We start from the raw sequence: 20,293 nt of genomic DNA, 5'->3' as shown, positions 1-20,293 counted from the left end.
CCCCTTACCCCGTCTCTCACGACATAACGTGTCATCCGGGGGGATTGGTTCCTCACGATCGCCGCATCGCTCCGTGCTCGAACGGCGCGGCAGCCTCGACCTGGGCGGCGATCCTGACGAGCAGGTCCTCCCGGCCCGGCGCCGCGATCAGCTGGACTCCCACGGGCAGCCCGCCGGCCGTCCGGTGCAGCGGCAGCGAGATCGCCGGCTGGCCGGTGGCGTTGAAGGGCGCGGTGAAGGCCACGGCGTGCGCGGTCCTCTCCTGCGCGAGCGCGGGGTCGTCGGGCGGTATCCAGCCCAGCGGGAACGGCGCCACACCCAGCGTGGGCGCGAGCAGCAGGTCGTGCTCCGCCCACCAGGACGCCATCCGCCTGCGGTAGCCGTCGATCCACTGGGCGGCCAGGATGTAGGACGTGGCGCCCAGCCGCCTGGCGGCGTCGACCAGGGCGGCGTTGCGCGGCTCCAGCTCGTCGAGCTCGACCGGCTTGCCCCTGATCAGGCCTACGGCCTCGGCCGTCGCCCCCACGTTGGCCGCCACGATCGCGCCGAAGGCGGGCGCGAACCCGGGGTCGCCGAGCGGTTCGGGGTGACCGGGCTCGACGTGGTGTCCCAGCGACTCCAGCAGCGCCGCGGCCCGGGTGACCGCCTGCGCCGGCTCGGCCACGTCGGGCACCTGCGGCAGGGGGTGGTCGGTGACGAACCCGATCCGCAGCCGCCCGGGATCGCGGCCCGCCTCCGCCGCGAGGGGCCCGGGGAGCGGCGGCGCGTCGTACGGGTCGCCGGGCGTGAACCCGGCGATCAGGTCGAGCGCCGCCGCGGCGTCGCGCACCGTCCGGGTGACGAAGCCGGAGGTGGAGAAGCCGTTCCAGGCGTCGCCCATCGACGGCCCGTTGCTGACGCGCCCGCGCGACGGCTTGAGCCCCACCAGGCCGCACGCCGCCGCGGGGATGCGGATCGACCCGCCGCCGTCGCTCGCCGTGGCCAGCGCGACCATCCCGGCCGCGACCGCCGCCGCCGACCCGCCGCTCGACCCGCCCACGGTGTACGCGGGATCGTAGGGGTTGCGGGTGGGCCCGTACGCGATCGGCTCGGTGGTGATGGTGGTGCCGAACTCGGGGGTGTTGGTCCGCCCGAGCAGGACGAACCCGGCCGCGCGCAGCCGGTCGACCCCGTAGGAGTCCCGGGCGATCGTCACGCTCTCGTACACCCGCGAGCCCGCCCCGTACGGCTCGCCCGCCTGCTCCCAGCCGAGGTCCTTGAGCAGGATCGGCACGCCGCGGAACGGGGCGCCGGGCGGGAGCGCGTCCGCTTCCTCCAGCGCCCGCTCGAACCTGCGGTACACCACGCTGTTGAGCTCGCCGTCGAGCGCCTCGACGGCGGCGATGGCGGCCTCGGCCAGTTCGCGCGGCGACACCTGCCCGTCGCGGACCGCCTGCGCCTGCGCGGTCGCGTCCAGCCCCAGCACGTCCATGGGATCAGCCCTTCGGCGCGAGGTCGCGGACCGCCTGGGCGATCGGGGTCTCGCCCGGGATGGGCGCCAGCACGGGCGTGTCGAGCCCGTTGTCGACGTACTCCTGGATCCTGGCCCGGCAGGTGGCCGCGTCGCCGTGCACGATGAGCGCGTCCACGACCTCGTCCGGGATGGCCTGGAGCGCGGCCTTGCGGTCTCTTGCGGCCCACGCCTCGTGCAGCGGCCGCAGCACCTCGCCGCGGCCCAGCCAGTCGTGGAAGGCCGCGTAGGCGGGCACCGTGAGGTAGCTGGCCAGCATCCAGCGGCCGCGCTCGCGTACCGCGTCGGCGTCCTCGCTGACGCAGACGAACAAGCGGGCGATCAGCTCCGTCTCCGGCCGGATCTCGGCGCGCACCTTGCGCACGTCGTCCGGGGAGAGCCAGTTGGTGATCGCGCCGTCGGCCTCCTCGGCGGCCAGGCGCAGCATCCGGGGCCGGAGCGCGGCCAGCACGATCTTCGGCGCCACCTTCGGCGCGCGCTCCAGCTTGAACCCCTTGACGGTGAACGTCTCGTACGTCTCCGAGACCTTCTCGCCCGCCAGCGCCGCCCGCAGGAAGCGCAGCGTGTCGCGGGTGCGGGCGTACGGCTTGGTGAACTCCATCGCGTTCCAGCGCTCCACGATGGCCGGCGAGGACGAGCCGATGCCCAGCACGAAACGCCCCGGCGCCAGGTCGGCCACGGTCGCCGCGGACATCGCCAGCAGGCCGGGGCCGCGCGTCGAGACCGGCACGATGGCGGTGCCGAGCCGCACCCCGGGAGCCCACTGCGCGGCCAGGGCCAGCGGCGTGAACCCGTCGGCGCCGTTCACCTCCGCCGACCAGAGGTCGGTGTACCCGAGCGAAGGCAGCTCCTCGATCAGCTCCTGCGACGCCGCGAGTGAACGGTCGTAGAAGGGGATGGTCATGCCCCAGTTCTGCGTCATGAACCGCACCATACCAACCGGTATGTCGTACGCCTATGCCCGCAGCTCGTGCACCGCCGCGATGAAGTCCTTGGTGATCCCGCGCAGCCCCGGCAGGTGCGACAGCCCCACGAGCCGGTCCACCAGCGGCACGGTCACCTCGATCAGCCGGTACGTGCGCGCGCACCCCTCAGAGGTGTCGTGCACCCAGAACAGCACCATGCCCATGGACAGCAGCCAGAGCAGCTCGGGCAGCTCCTCGCGCAGCTCGGCGTCCATGCGGTCGGTCGCGCCCTCCACCACCTGGCGGTAGATGGCGATCGACGCCTCGCGGGCCGGCGAGGACTGGGCGCTGAACGGGCTGAGCGGGTTGGTCGGCTCCGCCGCGTGCTTGAAGAACTTGACCGCGAACGCGTGGTACGGCTCCGAGACCCGCACCCACTCCCGCAGCACGCCGCTCAGCCGGGCGGCGAAGGCGGTCTCGGTGGCGAGCAACGCGCGGCAGGCCTGCTCGTGCTCCGCCTGGGCGCGGTCGTAGTACGCCTGGATCAGCGCTTCCTTGCTGTCGAAGTAGTAGTAGGCGTTGCCCACCGACACCCCGGCCTCGGCCGCGATGGCCCGCATCGTCGTCGCCTCGAAGCCACGCTCCCGGAACAACCGCAGGGCCGTCGCGACGATGACCTCCCGGGTGCTCTCCGATCCACGGTTTCGGGCTTCGGACACGTTCGTCACTTTACGGCTTGATGCCGGGTTAGGTCATGAACCCGCACGGTGATCGGAGACACAGGGCAAAGATGCCCGTGCGACAGGGGTCATCCCGCGTGAACCGTGGGATTGATGTTTCCAGCGGAAGGGCTATTCCGCGAATAGGCACAGACATGTGGATACGTAGGACAGTGCGGCTCTGCGTGGTCGCGCTCTTTGCTATCGAAATCTCCATAATCGCCATGGCCACCGCCGCCTCCGCCAGTCCGACCACACCCGGGGAGGACCCGGGAGAGGAGTCCGGATCGGCCATGCACATCGAGGACGCGTTCCCGGCTCCCCGCTGGATCGCCGGCCTTGAGACAACCGACGACGTCATGGACGACATGGACGTCATGGACGAGATGGACGACGCGTACGGGTACCGCCCGTACGGCGGCGCCCGCTCGGCGGTCCCGCGCCACGAGCACCGGGAGTACGCCGGGCAGGCCCGCGAAACCGGCCGGTACGACCGGCCCGCGGCCGAGCACCGCGTGTACGAGGCGCTCGACGAGGCCGGCGACCGCGCGCGGGGCGCCGGCCGGGCCAAGGTGAAACTGCACCGGGCCAAGCCCCGGCAGGCGACGGTCACCCTGTCGCACCGCCACGCCGCCCGCCGCCTCAAGGAGGCGGGCCTGCGCTGGACCTCGTCAGGCCGCTGCGCCGACCGGCGGGTGCGCCACTGCACCTCGCTCGACTCCGTACGCACCGCGACCGTGCAGCGCGTGGTCGCGCTCAAGAAGCGCAGCGGCTGCCCCGTCACCGTGACCGGCGGCACCGAGACCGGGCACGCGCCCGGCCGCTACAGCCACGGCAGCGGTCACAAGCTCGACATCGGGCACAACAAGTGCATCGACCGGCACATCAAGAAGATCGCCGACCCGGCCGGGGTGCGGGGGGACGGCGCCCGGTTGTACCGTTCGCCGTCAGGCACCGTCTACGCCGACGAGGGTGACCACTGGGACATCCTCTTCCGGTGACAGGGCCCGCACCCCGGCCGTCGACCGTGTCAGAACTCGGTGGCGACCAGCTCCGCGATCTCGGCCGCGTTCAGCGCCGCGCCCTTGCGGAGGTTGTCACCGCAGACGAACAGGTCGAGCGTGTTGGGGAAGTCGATCGCCTGGCGGACCCGGCCCACGTAGGTGGGGTCGGTGCCGACCACGTCGGCCGGGGTGGGGAAGACGCCGTTGGCCGGGTCGTCCATCAGCACCACCGTCGGCGCCGCCTCCAGGACCCGGTGCGCGTCGGCCACGGTGATCTCACGCGCGAACCGGGCGTGCACGGCCAGCGAGTGGGTGGTGATCACCGGCACCCTGACACAGGTCGCGGAGAGCTTCAGGTCGGGGATGCCGAGGATCTTGCGGGACTCGTTGCGGAGCTTGAGCTCCTCGGAGGCCCAGCCGCCGTCCTTGTAGGAGCCGGCCCACGGCACCACGTTGAACGCGACGGGCGCCGGGAACGGCGACTCGTCGGGCAGCTTGTTGGCCAGCGCCTTGCGCACGTCGCCCGCCGCCTGGCCGATCGACCGGTCGCCGGCCAGCGCCTCGACCTCGTCGTAGAGCCGGGCCGAGCCCGCCACGCCGGCCCCGGACACCGCCTGGTAGGAGGCCACCACGAGCTCCTGGAGGCCGTACTCGGCGTGCAGGGCGCCCATGGCCGCCATCATCGACAGGGTGGTGCAGTTGGGCGTGGAGATGATGTTGCGCGGACGGTTGCGCGCGTCGGCGGGGTTGACCTCCGGGACGACCAGCGGGACGTCGGGATCCATGCGGAACGTGCCGGACTTGTCGATGACGATCGCGCCACGCTCGGCGGCGAGCGGCACCCACTCGGCCGACACCTCGTCGGGCACGTCGAAGATGGCGATGTCGACACCGTCGAACACCTCGGGCGCGAGCGCCCGCACGACCACGTCCTCGCCGCGGACCCGCAGCACCTTGCCCGCCGAGCGGGGAGAGGCGACCAGGCGGATCTCGCCCCAGATGTCGTCACGCGTCGAGACGATGTCGCGCATGACAGTGCCCACGGCGCCGGTCGCGCCGATCAGGGCCAGGGTGGGCCTGCTCATCGTCCAGTACCTCCATACACAACGGCTTCGACCTGGTCGGCGTCGAGGTCGAAGGCGTGGTGGGCGGCGGCGACCGCCGAGTCCACGTCGTCCTGGCCGACGATGACGGAAATCCGGATCTCCGACGTGGAGATCATCTCGATGTTGACCCCCGCGTCGGCGAGTGCCGCGAAGAACGTGGCCGTGACGCCGGGGTGGGAACGCATGCCGGCGCCGATCAGCGACACCTTGCCGATCTGGTCGTCGAAGAGCAGCGACTCGAAGCCGATCCTGGCCTGGATCTTCTTCAGCGCCGCGAGCGCGGCCTGGCTGTCGGTGGTGGGCAGCGTGAAGGAGATGTCGGTGCGGCCCGTGGCCGCGGCCGAGACGTTCTGCACGATCATGTCGATGTTGATCTCGGCGTCGGCCAGGGTTTTGAAGATCGCGGCAGCCTCACCGACCTTGTCGGGAACCCCGACAACAGTGATCTTGGCCTCGCTCCGGTCGTGCGCCACGCCGGAGATGATCGGCTGCTCCATCTCGGTTCCTTCGGAGTAGGGGTCGGAGACGACCCACGTGCCTTCCCTGGTGCTGTATGAGCTGCGTACGTGAATCGGCAGGTGGAAACGGCGAGCGTACTCGACGCAGCGCAGGTGAAGGATCTTCGCTCCGCAGGCCGCCATCTCCATCATCTCGTCGTACGAGATGCGCGGGATCCGCCGGGCGGCCGGCACGATGCGCGGGTCGGCGGTGAAGATGCCGTCGACGTCGGTGTAGATCTCGCACACGTCGGCCTCGAGCGCCGCCGCCAGCGCGACCGCGGTGGTGTCGGAGCCGCCGCGGCCGAGCGTGGTGATGTCCTTGGTGTCCTGCGAGACGCCCTGGAAGCCGGCCACGATCGCGATGTGGCCCTGGTCGATGGCCTCCTGGATGCGGCTGGGCGTCACGTCGATGATGCGCGCCTTGCCGTGGGTCGAGTTGGTGATCACACCCGCCTGCGAGCCGGTGAACGAGCGCGCCTCGTGGCCGAGGTTGGCGATCGCCATCGCCAGCAGCGCCATCGAGATGCGCTCACCGGCGGTCAGCAGCATGTCGAGCTCGCGGCCCTGCGGCAGCGGCGACACCTGCTCGGCCAGGTCGAGCAGCTCGTCGGTGGTGTCACCCATGGCGGAGACGATCACGACGACGTCGTCGCCGGCTTTTTTCGTCGTGACGATCCGCTGCGCGACGCGTTTGATGGAGGACGCGTCAGCGACGGACGAACCACCATACTTCTGCACAACGAGGGCCACGAGAGTCTCCCGGTCTGGACTGTGAAAGCCCAGTCTACTTGGGACGTCTCATGCCACAGATGCGCCAACCACTATGTGGACACCTACCCGGTCGTGACCTCTTCCGCCACGTCGAGCCGCGAATGCGCGGCCAGGGCCTGCAGCGCGCGCATGGCCGCGCCCGCGTGGTTGCCCCAGGTGTTGAAGTAGGAGTATTGCCACCACCACAGCGCCTCGTGCGGCCGACCGGCCTGATAGTGGCGGAGCCCATGGATGAGGTCGGCGGCGACCGCGGTCAGGTCGTCGGAGAGACGGTAGGGAGTCACTCCGGTGTCCTTGTACGGGTCGAACACCTCGGCGTAGTCGTCGACCGGGCCCAGCCGCTCGGCCAGGGCGGTGCGGACCTCGTCGATGTCGGGATCCTCGCTCAGCGGCGGCTCGTAGTTGCCCGACAGGATCACGTCGCGGTTGGCCCCCAGCTTGGCGCCCGCCAGGCTGACCTGGGCGACCTCGACCAGGAGCAGCGACCAGATGGCGTCGCCCCCCTCGCCGCCCGCGACCCTCTCCAGGCCGTCCACGTAGTTCTGAGCGTGGCCGGCGATCTCCTCCGCCAGCACTCCCCACTCGTCAGACATCCAGCAGCCTCCGTCCTTCGAACGCGCGGCCCAAGGTCACCTCGTCGGCGTACTCGAGATCACCGCCCACGGGCAGACCGCTGGCCAGTCGTGTCACTTTGATGCCCATCGGCTTGACCAGACGGGCGAGGTAGGTAGCCGTCGCCTCACCCTCGAGATTGGGGTCCGTGGCGAGGATGAGCTCCGTCACCCGGCCGTCGGCCAGCCGGGTCATGAGCTCGCGGATCCGCAGGTCGTCGGGGCCGACGCCGTCGATCGGGCTGATGGCCCCGCCGAGCACGTGGTAGGTGCCGCGGAACTCGCGCGTCTTCTCGATCGCGACGACGTCCTTCGACTCCTCCACCACGCAGATCACATGGGTGTCGCGGCGCTGGTCGCGGCAGATGCGGCACTCCTCCTCGGAGGCCACGTTGCCGCACACCCGGCAGAACCGGACCTTCTCCTTGACCTCCAGCAGCGCGTGCGCCAGCCGCCTGACGTCGGCCGGGTCGGCCGCCAGCAGGTGGAAGGCGATGCGCTGCGCGCTCTTGGGACCGACGCCGGGCAGCAGGCCCAGCTCGTCGATCAGGTTCTGGACGACCCCTTCGTACATCGCTAGAACCCTGGCAACTGGCCGAGGCCGCCGCCGCCCAGCCCCTGGGCCAGCGGGCCGAGCTTCTCCTGCTGCAGGTCTCCGGCCGCCCTGATGGCGTCGCGCACCGCGGCGATCACCAGGTCGGCGATCGTGTCGGCGGTGTCCTGCGGGTCTCCGGCGTCGATGACACTCGGATCGATCTTGAGCTCGAGCAGCTCGCCCGAGCCGTTGACCACGGCGGTGACCATCCCGCCGCCGGCCGAGCCCTCGATCTGCGCGTCGTTGAGCTCCTGCTGGGCACTCACGAGCTGCTGCTGCATGAGCTGGGCCTGCTCCAGCAGCTGCTGCAGGTTGACATCCCCTGGGTTCACCGTCGTGCGCTCCTCGTGGCTCCGCGTTCTTGACTGCCACGAGCCTACGGTGTTTGGGCCTCGGCATGTACTGGAGGCATACAGGTGTTTCGCCCGTGAACCATGATTCCGGGCATGATCTTGGCCGGGTCCCGGCCCCCCTCCAGCGTCCGGGACCCGGCCAGTCGCGTCGACCGGAGCGGCCGCACCACGCCGACGCGGTACCCAGAAACGCTATCCCGAGCTAGGTTGCACACACGTTGCTATCGTTCAATCACCCTCAGCAATCCCCCGAACCGCTTGCGCGGGCGGCACCCCAGCACGGATGCTCCCTTAGGGGGACGATTACTTGGAGTGGCCGATGAGTTACGCTCACCTTGACGCATACTCCCGCCGCCTGCGGGCCGCGCACGAAGTCATGACCGCCGCCGCCCCGATCCCCGGAGGCCCGCGCAAGCTGATCCGCGACTCCTGGCGACGCTCGCTGGAAGCCGGCATCGACCCCGACGCGCCGGGCGCCCCGGCCGGCCAGAACCCCGTGCGGGTGCAGGGCCTGTTCGAGTCCCACGCCCTGCGGCCGCTGCTCCCGCTCATCACGCAGACCCTGCGCACCGTGGCCGACGAGGGCGGGCACATCATGATCCTCACCGACCACGACGGCAGGATCCTGTGGCGCGACGGCAACGCCGCCACCATGGACCGCGCCGACGAGGTCGGCCTCGCCGACGGCCACCGCTGGGCCGAGGAGGCCGCGGGCACCAACGGCATCGGCACCGCCCTGGCGCTGCGGCGGCCCGTGCACGTCTACTCCGAGGAACACCTCATGCGCGTGCTGCACGTCTGGTCCTGCAGCGCCGCCCCCATCCTCGACCCTGAGACCGGCGGGCTCCTCGGCTGCGTCGACGTCAGCGGCACCGCGACGAGCCTCCACCCGGCCACCGTCGCCCTGGTCAACGCCACGGCGAAGCTGGCCGAGACCCAGCTCGCGCTGCGCATGCACGAGCGTGACGAGTCGCTGCGCCGCCGCTACGAGTCGCTCCGCGCCCCCGCCGTCCTGCTCTCCGCCAGCGGCCGGGTCATCGCCGGCGACCCCGGCGGCCACCTCGGGCCGCGCGTCCAGCTCCCCGCCGCCGGCGAACGCATGATCCTGCGCGACGGGCGGGTCGCCCAGCTGGAGCCGTTCTCCGACGGCTACCTGCTGCGCGCCACCCAGACCTCCGGCCCGTCGGCGCTCGCCCTCACCTTCCTCGGCGACGGCCCGCCGACGGCCATCGTCGACGGCCGCACGGTGCTGCTCTCCCTCCGGCACGCCGAGATCCTCGCCATCCTGGCGCTCTACCCGCGCGGCCTGACGGCCGAGCAGCTCTCCTTCCACCTGTACGGCGACGACGGCAACCCGGTCACCATCCGCGCCGAGATGCACCGCCTGCGCACCCATCTGGAGGTGCCGATCGGCGCCAAGCCGTACCACCTGACCTGCCCCGTCGAGGCCGACTTCCTGGACCTGCGCCGCCTCCTGGCCGCCGACGACCCCGCCTCCCTGGCCCGCGCCTACCCCGGCCCCCTGCTGCCCCGCTCCGAGTCGCCCGAGATCCGCCGGGAACGCGACGAGCTGGAGGTCCAGGTCCGCACCTGCCTCCTGCAGCGCGGCTCGCCCGGCGACCTGTGGGCGTACGCGCAGACGGCGAACGGCCGTGAGGACTTCCAGCTCCTCGAACGCCTCGCCCTGAGCCTCCCTCAGGCGGACCCCAGAGCGGCTGCCGCCCGCGCCCGCCTCCGCGCCCCCTGACGCATCCGCCGGACCTTCACACCCGAGGTTCACACCGGGCTTCACACCCCCTCGGCACGCCCACACCCGGCCCGCCGTTCACACCCCACGCGCACACACCCCATAACGGCGCCTTGGCACCCCTTGTGCCCGTTGAGCCCTTCCCCGCGACCTTGCGACCTTTGCGCCGGTGGAGCCTTCCCCGCGACGCCCCGACTCGCCTCCACGCACAGCCAGCCCGCCGCACGGCCTCCCGCGCACGCCGCAGTCGAGTACGCCACCCCAGCCGTACGGCCTGGTCACATCCCGCCGCCCGAGACGCCGCGAGCACCCGCACCAGCCTGCCACGAGCACCCACCGGTCCCGCGAACCACATGAAGTCGCCGCACGTCCGTCACCATCGCCCCACCCGCGGACGGCTCGGCCGCAAAGAAACCCGAGCCGAGGACCGGGGTCAGATGTCCTCAGCCCCCCTCCCGGGACCGCGGGCTCAGGTATGGCCGATCTCCCCCGCCTGGAACCGCCGGTTCAGGTGTGGCCGAACTCCCCCGCCCGGAACCGGGGCTTCAGGTGTGGTCGATCTCTCCGATGACCTTGGCGCCCAGTTCGCGCTCCAGCAGTGCCATCCCCGAGAGCTCGTCCACGTCGGCGTCGGCGTCGTTGAGCGGGTCCACCTCGTCTGCGTCGGCCGCGGGGCCTCGCTTCGGGATGGCGCTGGGCCATCCGGCCGAGCCGCCGCCTCCCTGCCGAGCGGCCGGAACCCGAGGGCCCGCCTGAGCCGCCGCCCTGGCCGCCGACCGAGCCGCGGCCAGCCCAGCCCCGGCCATCCCTCCGGCGGGAACCGCCTGCGAGGGATCCGGCGTGGGCGGGGAACCGAGCCCGGGATCGTCAGGTGCCGACGGCCAGGACTCATCCGTCGTAGGCCGCTGCGACCCACCGCCCGCCTGAACGCCTCCCGTCCCAGCGAGCCCACCTGGTGCACCGCCCGCGGCCCCGCCCTGAGCATGAGCCGACCCCAGACCGCCCTGAGCGCCAACCGACCCGACACCGCCCTGAGCACCAGCCGTCCCGACGCCACCAGCGGCCCCGCCCCGGCCGGGCAAGGCACCACCGGCAGTTCCGGCGGGACCGTCACCACCGGCCGGCCCAGCAGGACCGCCGCCGGCCACCCCGGCAGAACCGCCGCCTGCGGCCCCAGCCGGACCGCCGCCATCGACCGCCCCGCCCTGGGGAGCCATGACGCCACCGGTCATCCCACCCTGGGCGGCAGCGCCACCGGCCATCGCGCCCTGAGCCCCGACCGGCTGTGCGCCGACAGCGGTCACAGCCCCGCCGACCCCGGCCGAACCCCCGAGCCGCCCGATGGAAGCACCGTCGCCCCCGGAGCCGCCATGCGGTCCGGGGCCGTCGTCAGCGGACGGCCCGGCACCACCCCCTTGGCGTGCCTCACCACTCTGCTGCCCGCCCGCAGGACCCTGGGAACCCCCGTACGGCCCGGCGGGAGCGCCCGGATGACCACCGCGAGACGGCGGCGGCCCGTTGCCGACCACGGCCTCGACCCGCCACGTGCCCCCCAGCACGTCGGCGAGGGCCGTGGCCACGACGGCGTCCTTGCCGCCGCCGGTGAAGTTCTTCATCGCGCCGATCTGGGTGAACCCGAGCGTCACCAGGTTGCCCTCGACGCCGACCACCTGGGCGTTGGTGCTGACGTTCGCCCACACGACGATGCTGCGTTGCTTGAGCGCGGCCAGCACCGCGGGCCACTGCTGCTGCAGCCCCGCCGTGGCCGACCCGCCACCCGGCTGCCCGCCATGGCCACCGGACGCCGCCTGCGACGGCCCGCCATGAACCTGACCCGACCCGGAATGCGACGGCCCGCCATGAGCCGGACCACCGGACGCGGCCTGCGAGGACCCGCCCTCTACTTGGCCAGGCGCGGAAGAAGACCCGCTCTGGGGCTGTCCGGGAGCACCCGCGGACTGCGCGCCCGGACCGCCGCTGCCCGGCCGGACCGGCTCGGGCCAGTCGTCGTCGGCCCGTCGCCCCGCCCCCTCACCGGCGGCCTGTCCGGCTCGCCCCTGCTGGGACCGGTCCTGCGCCTGACCACCCGCCACCGCGGCGTCCAACGCCTGCCCGCTGGGGGTGACCACCGTGCCGGGCGCGGAGCCTGCCCCGCCCCCCGCCGAGGCCACGCTCTCCGGGTAGCCGGGAGCCGGGGCAACGCCACCACCCGCGTGTCCCGTACCGGAGCTTCCGGGCGCATTCCCCGTACCCGCAGGAGCGTGAGCGGCCGGGACCGCGCGGGCGGCCATGCCCGCGACGGCGCTGCCGCGTTCGAGGCGCTCCAGGCGGGCCAGCAGCGCGGCCTCGCCCTGCTCCGCGGCCGGGAGGAGGACCCGCGCGCACATCAGCTCCAGGAGCAGGCGCGGCGAGGTGGCGCCGCGCATCTCCGTCAGCCCGGCGTTGAAGATCTCGGCCGCGCGGGTCAGCTCGGCGGGCCCCATCGAGGACGCCTGCTGGACGAGCCGTTCCAGCTCGTCGGCAGGACGGTCGAGCAGGCCGTTGGTGGCCGCCTCGGGGACGTTGGCCAGGATGACCAGGTCACGGAAGCGTTCGAGCAGGTCGGAGGCGAACCGGCGCGGGTCGTGGCCGCCTTCGATGACCCGGTTGACTGCCTGGAAGACCAGGGCGCCGTCGCGGGCGGCGAACGCGTTGACCACCTCGTCCAGGAGGTCGGCGTCGGTGTAGCCGAGCAGGGAGACGGCGCGGGCGTAGGTGATGCCGTCGTCGCCCGCGCCGGCGAGGAGCTGGTCGAGGATGGACTGCGAGTCGCGGGCCGAGCCGGCTCCGGCGCGCACGACCAGCGGCAGCGCGGCCGGCTCGTAGGGGACGTCCTCGGCGACGAGGATCTCCTCCAGCAGGGCGCGCAGCGTCGCCGGAGGGATCAGCCGGAACGGGTAGTGGTGCGTACGCGACTTGATGGTGCCGATGACCTTTTCCGGCTCGGTCGTCGCGAAGATGAACTTCAGGTGAGGCGGCGGCTCCTCGACGAGCTTCAGCAGCGCGTTGAAACCCTCGCGGGTCACCATGTGCGCCTCGTCGATGATGTAGATCTTGTAGCGCGCCGACACGGGGGCGAAGAACGCGCGTTCGCGCAGGTCGCGCGCGTCGTCGACGCCGCCGTGCGAGGCCGCGTCGATCTCGATGACGTCGAGGTGGCCGGGACCGGTGGGAGCGAGCGCCACACACGACTCGCACACGCCGCACGGGTCGGGGGTCGGGCCCTTCTCGCAGTTGAGTGACCTGGCCAGGATGCGCGCGCTGGAGGTCTTGCCGCATCCGCGCGGGCCGCTGAACAGGTAGGCGTGGTTGATGCGGCCGGTGCGCAGCGCCTGCCGCAGCGGGTCCGTGACGTGTTCCTGACCCTTGACCTCCGCGAAGGTGCCGGGTCGGTACTTGCGGTACAGCGCAAGGCTCATACGACCATCCCGCCTGCGAGGGGCTCCCAACGAAGGAACCCCTCGCACACCCGCCAGAGCCCGCTTATCCTTGCTGCCTTCCGGCCCTGGGGAGGTTCACAGGATGACGCCGCGCGAGGGGTCCGGGGACAGTCTATCCACACCCGGCAGTGCTCGCTGCCACCAAAATGGTGGTCCCGGGACCCCGAGGAGTCCGGTAAGCTCGTCGGCGGAGGATTCGCCTAGTGGCCGAGGGCGCACGCTTGGAAAGCGTGTAAGGGGCAACCCTTCGGGGGTTCAAATCCCCCATCCTCCGCGCCTGGTTGAGGCAGTTACGCGAAGGGGCCGACCCTACCCAGTCGGCCCCTTCGTCGTTTCCTGTCTCAGTTGGAAGCTCGTGACCCTCCTCGCCTGCCTCCCGGAGCAGGCCGCCGACCTGCCTGGCCACCGTGTTCAGGATGCTGTCAGTCACCTGCCGGCACCGGCGAGCCACGCCGCCGCTGGACCAGCCATCACGGTTCGCTCGGAACTCCAAGGGCCAGAAGGGGCTGACGGGGCGACCGGTGGTCTGCTGCAGCGCCAGGCGGCTTCGTCAGGCTTCTGAGCCGGATTCCTGCTCGAACTCGGCCTTGCGTCGAGCGAGGTAGGCAGGCCAGTCGGCGCGCGCGGCGATGACGTCATCGATGGAAAGTTTGATCACTCCGCAGAAGCCGACGGAGCAGGCGCGCGGCATGGAGGCGTCGATCAGGGATATCCCCGCGATCTGATCGTCATCGTTGAAGGTGCAGAGTACGGGGTGGAAAGCGCAGTCCTCGTAGATATCGCCGGGGCTGATACGGCCGGGCCGGTCTCTGGTCACAGAAAAGAGTGTTACAGCAGATCTTGCGCCAGGCAGGCTCGATTCCGTCTCAGTTCATCCCGTACGGAGGCGTTCGCCGAGAGCCGCTGCCGCAGCTGGAGACCCTGATGACCGGCGGTGAACGAAGGTCAACAGACTTGGAAGGCGTGTATAGGGGCAACCCCTCGGGGTCCCGAGCTGATCCCCATCGTCGAAGGGGCAGAGATCGCGTTCGGTGAACCGGTGGCGGACCCACCACGTCATAGACGCGTGAGGCCCCTCCATTGGATCAGCGTCGTCGTGGCGGCGGTCCTGCTTCCCGCCGGCGTCGTCCTGGTCCGGGACACGGTCCGCGAGCCCGCGCCGCCGGCGCCGGCCCCGTGTCCGCAGCGATGGGACAGTGACGAGATCGGCCGCTGGGTCCCGGAAGCCGCCGACGTCGACGGGGCCGAGGACTCTCTCGTGCCCGGGAGACCGGCGAGCGCGTTGATCTGCGCCTACCCCGGGCAGAACGCGAAGCCGGGCGGGGAACCCCTGGCCGGATCACGAATCTTGACCGACCAGGCCGCGTCGATGGCCCGCGACCTGGGGTATCTCCCGGTCACCACTGATCGTGTCGAGAACACGTGCACGTTGGTGGGCGGACCGATGACCAACTACCTCATCCGGTTCACCTACCCCGATGGCCGGACGCTGTGGGTGGGCAGTGCCGAAGAGGTCAACTCCTGCGTCACGACCACCAACGGCACAGTCGTCAGCGCTTCCTCCATCGGGCCCGGCATCACCGCCGCCTACCGCACCGGGACCTGGACGCTCCCCCCGCCCAGGAATCCTTGTGACCCCGCGACGGGACGGCGGGGACAGGGTGAGCAGATGGCGCCCGACGGCGCGATCAAGGTGCTGGTCTGCCGGCAAGAACAAAGGGGAAGCTCCACGCCCCGCCCGTCTCGCGGGCTGGAGCATGGGGAGCAGCAGGCGCGTGCGCTGGCGGCGGAGCTGAACGCGCTGGACGCCGGACCGGGCGGGAACACGTGCACGGAAGTCGACGGCAGACGACGGGAGATGCTCCTTCTGCACTTCGGTTATGCGGAGGGACCGCCGGCCTGGGTGCGGATCCTTCCCCGTTGCCGGCCTTCGGTGAGCAACGGCGTGCTCGTGGGTGACGCGGACGATGCGCTTCTCGATCGGGTGGGCCGGCTGGCGCCGCCTGCCTGAGACCCCGCGGTCTGTCGGTGGGGGCTGCCATGATGCCGCTCACCCCCCGACCCGAGGAGCGCACCATGGCGGAGACCCCCGGCTTTCCCGGATACGACACGTTGGGCGAGATCTTCTGTGTGTCCTTCGTCCGCGACGTCTCACCCGAGGAGGTCCTGCGCCGGTTCGGAGTGGACGAGGACACCATGGAAGAGGTGACGTTCGACGAGTTGGACGAGCGCTCGGCGGACACGATGAGGGAGGACGCGGCCGGGTTCATCGGCGCGGCCAGGGTCGGCGACTGGACCGTGGTGGTCGAGCCGGGCGGATGGCAGCTCGCCGTCGACGCCTCGATCTACGGCAGGGTTTCACGTGGAACCGAGGTCGTGTCGGTCTGCCGTCACGACTACGCCCAGGACACCTTCGCCTACATCGTCGACGGCGTGCCGGTCGTCTCATTCGATCCGATGTGCCCGAACCACCGGGCAGGCAGTGATCCGGACCGGTTCGTCGCGAAGATGCGCGAGGTCGGGCTGGATCCCGGCCACGACCTCGACGGCCCGGGCATCGAGCATCGGATCGAGGCCTCATTCGCGCTGGCGAGCAGCATCACCGGTCTCACCTTCCCCACGGACGCTACGTTCCTCGGCGCCGAGACCCTTGAATGTTGACCGGCACGGTTGTCAACCCGATCAGGAATCGAGAAGCACCGTTCACCGTGCCGCGCTTAGCGTGAGGGACATGGACATCACCATTCACGCGAGTTTCCTTCCCCACGACGACCCCGACGCCTCGCTGGCCTTCTACCGCGACGTCCTGGGCTTCGAGGTGCGCAACGACGTCGGCTACGACGGGATGCGCTGGATCACGGTCGGCCCCGCCGGCCAGCCTGACACGTCCATCGTCCTGCAGCCGCCCAGCGGTGACCCGGGGCTCACCGAGGACGAGCGTCGTACCATCTCGGAGATGATGGCCAAGGGCACGTACGCCGGGGTCGTCCTGGCCACCACCGACCTCGACGGTCTCTTCGAGCGGCTGCGGGCCAACTCCGTGGAGGTCATCCAGGAGCCGGCCGAGCAGCCGTACGGGGTGCGTGACTGCGCCGTCCGCGACCCCGCGGGCAACATGATCCGCATCCAGGAAGCGGGCTGAAAGGGTAGTCAGACCCCCCGAACAGAACAAGACCGCTCGAAGCCGACGATGCCACCCGAGCGACCGAGCGGAACAGATGGAGAAGCGATAGGCATGAGCACGAGAACGGAAACGCGGTCGCCCGAGTCGCACGCCGCCGACAGTCACGACCTGATCCGCGTGCACGGCGCGCGGGTGAACAACCTCAAGGACGTCAGCGTCGAGATCCCGAAGCGCCGGCTGACGGTGTTCACCGGCGTCTCCGGCTCGGGCAAGAGCTCGCTGGTGTTCAGCACCATCGCCGCCGAGTCCCAGCGGCTGATCAACGAGACCTACAGCGCTTTCGTCCAGGGCTTCATGCCGAGCCTGGCCCGCCCGGACGTCGACGTGCTCGACGGGCTGACGACCGCGATCATCGTCGACCAGCAGCGGATGGGCGCCGACCCCCGCTCCACCGTCGGCACCGTCACCGACGCCAACGCGATGCTGCGCATCCTGTTCAGCCGGCTCGGCGAGCCGCACATCGGCTCGCCGCAGGCCTTCTCCTTCAACGTCCCGACCGTACGGGCGAGCGGCGCGATCACGGTCGAGCGCGGCGCGCGGAAGACCGAACGGGCGACCTTCACCCGCATCGGCGGCATGTGCCCGCGCTGCGAGGGCCGGGGCACGGTTTCCGACATCGACCTCAGCCAGCTCTACGACGACTCCAAGTCGATCAGCGAGGGCGCGTTCACCATCCCCGGCTGGAAGTCCGACAGCTTCTGGACGGTGCGCGTCTACGCCGAGTCGGGCTTCGTCGACCCGGACAAGCCGATCCGCGAGTACACCAAGAAGGAGCTCCAGGACTTCCTCTACAAGGAGCCGGTCAAGGTCAAGGTCGACGGCGTCAATCTCACGTACGAGGGCCTGATCCCGAAGATCCAGAAGTCGTTCCTCTCCAAGGACAGGGAGGGGATGCAGCCGCACATCCGGGCGTTCGTGGACCGGGCGGTCACGTTCACCACCTGTCCCGAGTGCGACGGCACCCGGCTCAGCGAGGAGGCCAGATCCTCGAAGATCGGCGGCGTCAACATCGCCGACGCCTGCGCGATGCAGATCACCGACCTGGCCGACTGGGTGCGGAGCCTCGACGAGCCGTCGGTGGCGCCGCTGCTCGGCAAGCTGCTGCACACGCTCGACTCGTTCGTGGAGATCGGGCTGGGCTACCTCTCGCTGGAGCGGCCGGCGGGCACGCTGTCGGGCGGCGAGGCCCAGCGCACGAAGATGATCCGCCATCTCGGCTCCGCGCTCACCGACGTGACGTACGTCTTCGACGAGCCGACCATCGGCCTGCACCCGCACGACATCCAGCGGATGAACGACCTGCTGCGGCGGCTGCGCGACAAGGGCAACACGGTGCTGGTCGTCGAGCACAAGCCGGAGACGATCGCGATCGCCGACCACGTCGTGGACCTCGGCCCCGGCGCCGGCACGGCGGGCGGCGCCATCTGCTTCGAGGGGACCGTCGAGGGCCTGCGGGCCGGCGGCACGGTCACCGGGCGCCACCTCGACGACCGGGCGTCGCTCAAGCCGGCGGTGCGCACCCCCACCGGGGCGCTGGAGATCCGCGGCGCCAACCGCCACAACCTTCGCGACGTGGACGTCGACCTCCCGCTCGGGGTGCTCTGCGTGATCACCGGCGTGGCCGGCTCCGGCAAGAGCTCGCTGATCCACGGCTCGATCCCCGCCGACGCGGGAGTGGTCTACGTCGACCAGAGCCCGATCAAGGGCTCACGCCGGAGCAACCCGGCCACGTACACCGGCCTGCTCGACCCGATCCGCAAGGCGTTCGCCAAGGCCAACGGCGTGAAGCCGGCGTTGTTCAGCGCCAACTCCGAGGGCGCCTGCCCCACCTGCAACGGCGCCGGGGTCGTCTACACCGACCTGGGGATAATGGCCGGCGTGTCCACCACCTGCGAAGACTGCGAGGGGAAGCGGTTCCAGGCCGCGGTGCTCGACTACCGCTTCGGCGGGCGCGACATCAGCGAGGTGCTCGCGATGCCGGTGACCGAGGCCAGGGAGTTCTTCGGTGCGGGCGAGGCCCGCACGCCCGCCGCGCACGCCATCCTCGACCGGCTCGCCGACGTCGGGCTCGGCTACCTCAGCCTGGGCCAGCCGCTCACCACGCTGTCCGGCGGTGAGCGGCAGCGGCTCAAGCTGGCCACCCACCTGGCCGAGACGCCGCCGCGCTCGGGCTCGCGGGCCGCGCGCCCCGGTCCTGTGTACGTCCTGGACGAGCCGACCACCGGCCTCCACCTCGCCGACGTCGAGCAGCTGCTCGGCCTGCTCGACCGGCTGGTCGACGGGGGCCGGTCGGTCATCGTCATCGAGCACCACCAGGCGGTCATGGCGCACGCCGACTGGATCGTCGACCTCGGCCCCGGCGCCGGTCACGACGGCGGCCGGATCGTCTTCGAGGGCACGCCCGCCGACCTCGTCGCCGCCCGCTCCACGCTCACCGGCGAGCACCTCGCGGACTACGTCGGCGCGTGATCAGGAGGTCGCCGGTTTCACGTTCGTAGCACGCCGGACATCCCGGGGCAGGACAATGCCTCATGCCCGAACGCGAGCAGCCCACCGGCGACCCCGAACTCGACCGCCTCATGACGGAGTTCCGGGCCAATTCCCAGGAGTTCTCCGACGTCATGGGCCAGGTCGGCGAGGTGGTCGGCCGGGCGGCGACCCAGGACGACAGGATCCAGGTACGGGTCTCGGCGTCCGGCCAGCTCACCGCGCTGCACATCGACCCGCGGGCCATGCGGATGGGCTCGCGGGAGCTGGCCGACACGATCATGGACCTGTCGCGGCGCGCGGCGGAGGACGCGGCGCGCCGCCTCATGGAGGTGACGCGCCCGTACCTCGGCGAGTGAGCCGGCGGGCTAGAGCCGCGGGATCAGGCTGCGCGTGCCGTGCACGATGAACTTCTGGTACATCTCCTGCTCGGTCAGCCCGTGCTCGGTGCCGGGCAGGGGGTTGTCGCCGTGCTGGGCGTCCAGGGTCATGGAGTACGTCGTCGAGGCGGCCAGCCGGGGCAGGAAGTTGCCCGTGTTCAGCTCCTTGCCGTTCGGCAGGCGGACGTTGGTGGTGACGGCCCGCAGCCCTGGCACCTTCGCCATCAGCGCCATCGAGCCGTCGATGACCCCGTTGAAGGCCATGTTCGCGACGAAGTGCTCGCGGAAGGCCGTGAGGTTGTAGCCGGCCGACCTGACGTCGTTGCCGGACAGATCGGTCTTGATGCCGCCCACCTGGTTGAGCGCCAGGGGCAGCACCACCTCGCCCGTCGCGTACGCGACGCTGTCGGCCACCCAGTAGGCGAACATGGGCAGCAGCATGGTGACGAACCGGTGGGCGCTCAGCTTGAGCAGGATCGCCTGCCGCTTCATGATGGCCTGGAAGAGCTTCCAGGTGAACACCTGATAGCCGATGGTGTACATCATGTCGACGGTCAGGATCCAGCACAGCACGCGCAGCGCGTGGTTGACCTTCTCGATCATGTCGGCGTACGCCCGGCAGGCGTTGGCCGCGTTGCGGTGTTTGAGGGAGATCGCGAGCATCGCGGGACCGTACTCGTTCTCCCAGAACTTCTTGAACTCGTCGACCGCCGGGTCCGCGCTCTTCTCCCAGACGGTCTTGGCGGCCTCGTTCGCCTCACGGAAGTGCTCGTCGACGGCGTCGGCCATGTCGTCCAGGACGTCTGCCGCCCGGCGGATCATCGCCGGGTCGCCTTCGAGATAGGAGATGCCGAACAGCACCTCGGGCGCCAGCGCCCCGGCGAGGCCGGCCCCGGCCATGCCGCCCAGGGCCACCTTGGTGGCGAGACCGACGGCCATGCG

At 71.0% G+C, this 20,293-nt stretch carries 17 protein-coding genes, 1 tRNA gene, 1 other RNA gene and 1 pseudogene; 8 read left to right on the top strand and 12 right to left on the bottom strand.

Going from position 1 to position 20,293, the window contains the following annotated elements; all coding sequences use genetic code 11:
- Positions 1-52: 52 nt before the first annotated feature.
- Genes ACGFI7_RS36325 through ACGFI7_RS36315 form a run of 3 tightly spaced genes read right to left on the bottom strand, consistent with a single transcriptional unit; the run spans position 53 to position 3,134 of the window.
- On the bottom strand, positions 53-1,471 hold the full coding sequence (locus ACGFI7_RS36325) for an amidase (RefSeq protein WP_393412808.1): 1,419 nt from the start codon (positions 1,469-1,471) through the stop codon (positions 53-55).
- A gap of 4 nt (positions 1,472-1,475) precedes the next feature.
- Entirely contained in the window at positions 1,476-2,432 is a 957-nt protein-coding gene (locus ACGFI7_RS36320) for an LLM class F420-dependent oxidoreductase (protein WP_393412806.1), read from the bottom strand.
- A gap of 33 nt (positions 2,433-2,465) precedes the next feature.
- Positions 2,466-3,134, bottom strand: coding sequence for a TetR family transcriptional regulator (locus ACGFI7_RS36315; protein WP_393412804.1), 669 nt, complete (start codon positions 3,132-3,134; stop codon positions 2,466-2,468).
- 293 nt (positions 3,135-3,427) lie between these two features.
- Here ACGFI7_RS36315 and ACGFI7_RS36310 point away from each other — a divergent pair, with 293 nt between their 5' ends.
- The gene (locus tag ACGFI7_RS36310; RefSeq protein ID WP_393412802.1) at positions 3,428-4,135 is read left to right on the top strand and encodes a hypothetical protein; all 708 of its coding nucleotides are present in this window, start codon (positions 3,428-3,430) and stop codon (positions 4,133-4,135) included.
- A 29-nt stretch (positions 4,136-4,164) separates the two neighbouring features.
- Here ACGFI7_RS36310 and ACGFI7_RS36305 read toward each other — a convergent pair whose 3' ends face one another.
- The 5 genes from ACGFI7_RS36305 to ACGFI7_RS36285 form a co-directional block, all read right to left on the bottom strand.
- A complete protein-coding gene (locus ACGFI7_RS36305; RefSeq protein ID WP_393412800.1) occupies positions 4,165-5,223 on the bottom strand; it encodes an aspartate-semialdehyde dehydrogenase in 1,059 nt (352 codons plus the stop codon).
- Positions 5,220-6,494, bottom strand: a complete 1,275-nt coding sequence (locus ACGFI7_RS36300; protein ID WP_393412798.1) for an aspartate kinase — start codon at positions 6,492-6,494, stop codon at positions 5,220-5,222. The genes ACGFI7_RS36305 and ACGFI7_RS36300 overlap by 4 nt, the downstream gene beginning before the upstream one ends.
- Before the next feature lie 83 nt (positions 6,495-6,577).
- Positions 6,578-7,108, bottom strand: coding sequence for a DUF5063 domain-containing protein (locus ACGFI7_RS36295; protein ID WP_393412796.1), 531 nt, complete (start codon positions 7,106-7,108; stop codon positions 6,578-6,580).
- Positions 7,101-7,700, bottom strand: coding sequence for a recombination mediator RecR (gene recR, locus ACGFI7_RS36290; protein ID WP_393412794.1), 600 nt, complete (start codon positions 7,698-7,700; stop codon positions 7,101-7,103). The genes ACGFI7_RS36295 and recR overlap by 8 nt, the downstream gene beginning before the upstream one ends.
- 2 nt (positions 7,701-7,702) lie before the next feature.
- On the bottom strand, positions 7,703-8,053 hold the full coding sequence (locus ACGFI7_RS36285) for a YbaB/EbfC family nucleoid-associated protein (protein WP_393412792.1): 351 nt from the start codon (positions 8,051-8,053) through the stop codon (positions 7,703-7,705).
- Between the two features lie 340 nt (positions 8,054-8,393).
- Here ACGFI7_RS36285 and ACGFI7_RS36280 point away from each other — a divergent pair, with 340 nt between their 5' ends.
- Entirely contained in the window at positions 8,394-9,821 is a 1,428-nt protein-coding gene (locus ACGFI7_RS36280) for a GAF domain-containing protein (protein WP_393412790.1), read from the top strand.
- Between the two features lie 1,529 nt (positions 9,822-11,350).
- Here ACGFI7_RS36280 and ACGFI7_RS36275 read toward each other — a convergent pair.
- Positions 11,351-13,279, bottom strand: a pseudogene (locus ACGFI7_RS36275) (DNA polymerase III subunit gamma and tau); the annotation flags it as partial.
- Positions 13,280-13,307: 28 nt separating this feature from the next.
- Positions 13,308-13,406: signal recognition particle sRNA small type (gene ffs / locus ACGFI7_RS36270), an RNA gene on the bottom strand.
- 83 nt (positions 13,407-13,489) lie between these two features.
- On the opposite strand from ffs, the gene ACGFI7_RS36265 reads away from it, so the two are divergent.
- Positions 13,490-13,574 (top strand) — tRNA-Ser (locus tag ACGFI7_RS36265).
- A 276-nt stretch (positions 13,575-13,850) separates the two neighbouring features.
- Here ACGFI7_RS36265 and ACGFI7_RS36260 read toward each other — a convergent pair.
- The gene (locus ACGFI7_RS36260) at positions 13,851-14,117 is read right to left on the bottom strand and encodes a hypothetical protein (protein WP_393412788.1); all 267 of its coding nucleotides are present in this window, start codon (positions 14,115-14,117) and stop codon (positions 13,851-13,853) included.
- Positions 14,118-14,396: 279 nt separating this feature from the next.
- On the opposite strand from ACGFI7_RS36260, the gene ACGFI7_RS36255 reads away from it, so the two are divergent.
- The 5 genes from ACGFI7_RS36255 to ACGFI7_RS36235 all read left to right on the top strand — a co-directional run bounded on the left by ACGFI7_RS36255 (position 14,397) and on the right by ACGFI7_RS36235 (position 19,330).
- Positions 14,397-15,311: a hypothetical protein gene (locus ACGFI7_RS36255; RefSeq protein ID WP_393412786.1), complete on the top strand. Its 915-nt coding sequence runs from the start codon at positions 14,397-14,399 to the stop codon at positions 15,309-15,311.
- Positions 15,312-15,376: 65 nt separating this feature from the next.
- Entirely contained in the window at positions 15,377-15,961 is a 585-nt protein-coding gene (locus ACGFI7_RS36250) for a DUF6461 domain-containing protein (RefSeq protein WP_393412785.1), read from the top strand.
- Positions 15,962-16,031: 70 nt separating this feature from the next.
- Positions 16,032-16,442 (top strand): VOC family protein, encoded by a 411-nt coding sequence (locus ACGFI7_RS36245; protein ID WP_393412783.1) that lies wholly within the window; start codon positions 16,032-16,034, stop codon positions 16,440-16,442.
- Between the two features lie 93 nt (positions 16,443-16,535).
- Positions 16,536-18,953, top strand: a complete 2,418-nt coding sequence (locus tag ACGFI7_RS36240; protein WP_393412781.1) for an ATP-binding cassette domain-containing protein — start codon at positions 16,536-16,538, stop codon at positions 18,951-18,953.
- Positions 18,954-19,015: 62 nt separating this feature from the next.
- Complete coding sequence (locus ACGFI7_RS36235) at positions 19,016-19,330, top strand: YbaB/EbfC family nucleoid-associated protein (protein WP_393412779.1); 315 nt, start codon at positions 19,016-19,018, stop codon at positions 19,328-19,330.
- Positions 19,331-19,339: 9 nt separating this feature from the next.
- On the opposite strand, the gene ACGFI7_RS36230 is transcribed toward ACGFI7_RS36235, so the two are convergent.
- Positions 19,340-20,290: a hypothetical protein gene (locus ACGFI7_RS36230; RefSeq protein ID WP_393412777.1), complete on the bottom strand. Its 951-nt coding sequence runs from the start codon at positions 20,288-20,290 to the stop codon at positions 19,340-19,342.
- Between the last annotated feature and the right edge of the window lie 3 nt (positions 20,291-20,293).

It is taken from the genome of Nonomuraea sp. NPDC048826 (assembly GCF_043198225.1).
Classification (GTDB): domain Bacteria; phylum Actinomycetota; class Actinomycetes; order Streptosporangiales; family Streptosporangiaceae; genus Nonomuraea.
Note: the sequence above shows the minus strand (reverse complement) of the source record. Positions and strands in the feature narration are given on the sequence as shown.

Excerpts from the sequence above, each read along its gene's own strand:
- ACGFI7_RS36325 (WP_393412808.1), bottom strand. The coding sequence starts at position 1,471 with ATGGACGTGCTGGGGCTGGACGCGACCGCGCAGGCGCAGGCGGTCCGC.
- ACGFI7_RS36320 (WP_393412806.1), bottom strand. The coding sequence starts at position 2,432 with ATGACGCAGAACTGGGGCATGACCATCCCCTTCTACGACCGTTCACTC.
- ACGFI7_RS36310 (WP_393412802.1), top strand. The coding sequence starts at position 3,428 with ATGCACATCGAGGACGCGTTCCCGGCTCCCCGCTGGATCGCCGGCCTT.
- ACGFI7_RS36305 (WP_393412800.1), bottom strand. The coding sequence starts at position 5,223 with ATGAGCAGGCCCACCCTGGCCCTGATCGGCGCGACCGGCGCCGTGGGC.
- ACGFI7_RS36295 (WP_393412796.1), bottom strand. The coding sequence starts at position 7,108 with ATGTCTGACGAGTGGGGAGTGCTGGCGGAGGAGATCGCCGGCCACGCT.
- recR (WP_393412794.1), bottom strand. The coding sequence starts at position 7,700 with ATGTACGAAGGGGTCGTCCAGAACCTGATCGACGAGCTGGGCCTGCTG.
- ACGFI7_RS36280 (WP_393412790.1), top strand. The coding sequence starts at position 8,394 with ATGAGTTACGCTCACCTTGACGCATACTCCCGCCGCCTGCGGGCCGCG.
- ACGFI7_RS36250 (WP_393412785.1), top strand. The coding sequence starts at position 15,377 with ATGGCGGAGACCCCCGGCTTTCCCGGATACGACACGTTGGGCGAGATC.
- ACGFI7_RS36245 (WP_393412783.1), top strand. The coding sequence starts at position 16,032 with ATGGACATCACCATTCACGCGAGTTTCCTTCCCCACGACGACCCCGAC.
- ACGFI7_RS36240 (WP_393412781.1), top strand. The coding sequence starts at position 16,536 with ATGAGCACGAGAACGGAAACGCGGTCGCCCGAGTCGCACGCCGCCGAC.
- ACGFI7_RS36235 (WP_393412779.1), top strand. The coding sequence starts at position 19,016 with ATGCCCGAACGCGAGCAGCCCACCGGCGACCCCGAACTCGACCGCCTC.
- ACGFI7_RS36230 (WP_393412777.1), bottom strand. The coding sequence starts at position 20,290 with ATGGCCGTCGGTCTCGCCACCAAGGTGGCCCTGGGCGGCATGGCCGGG.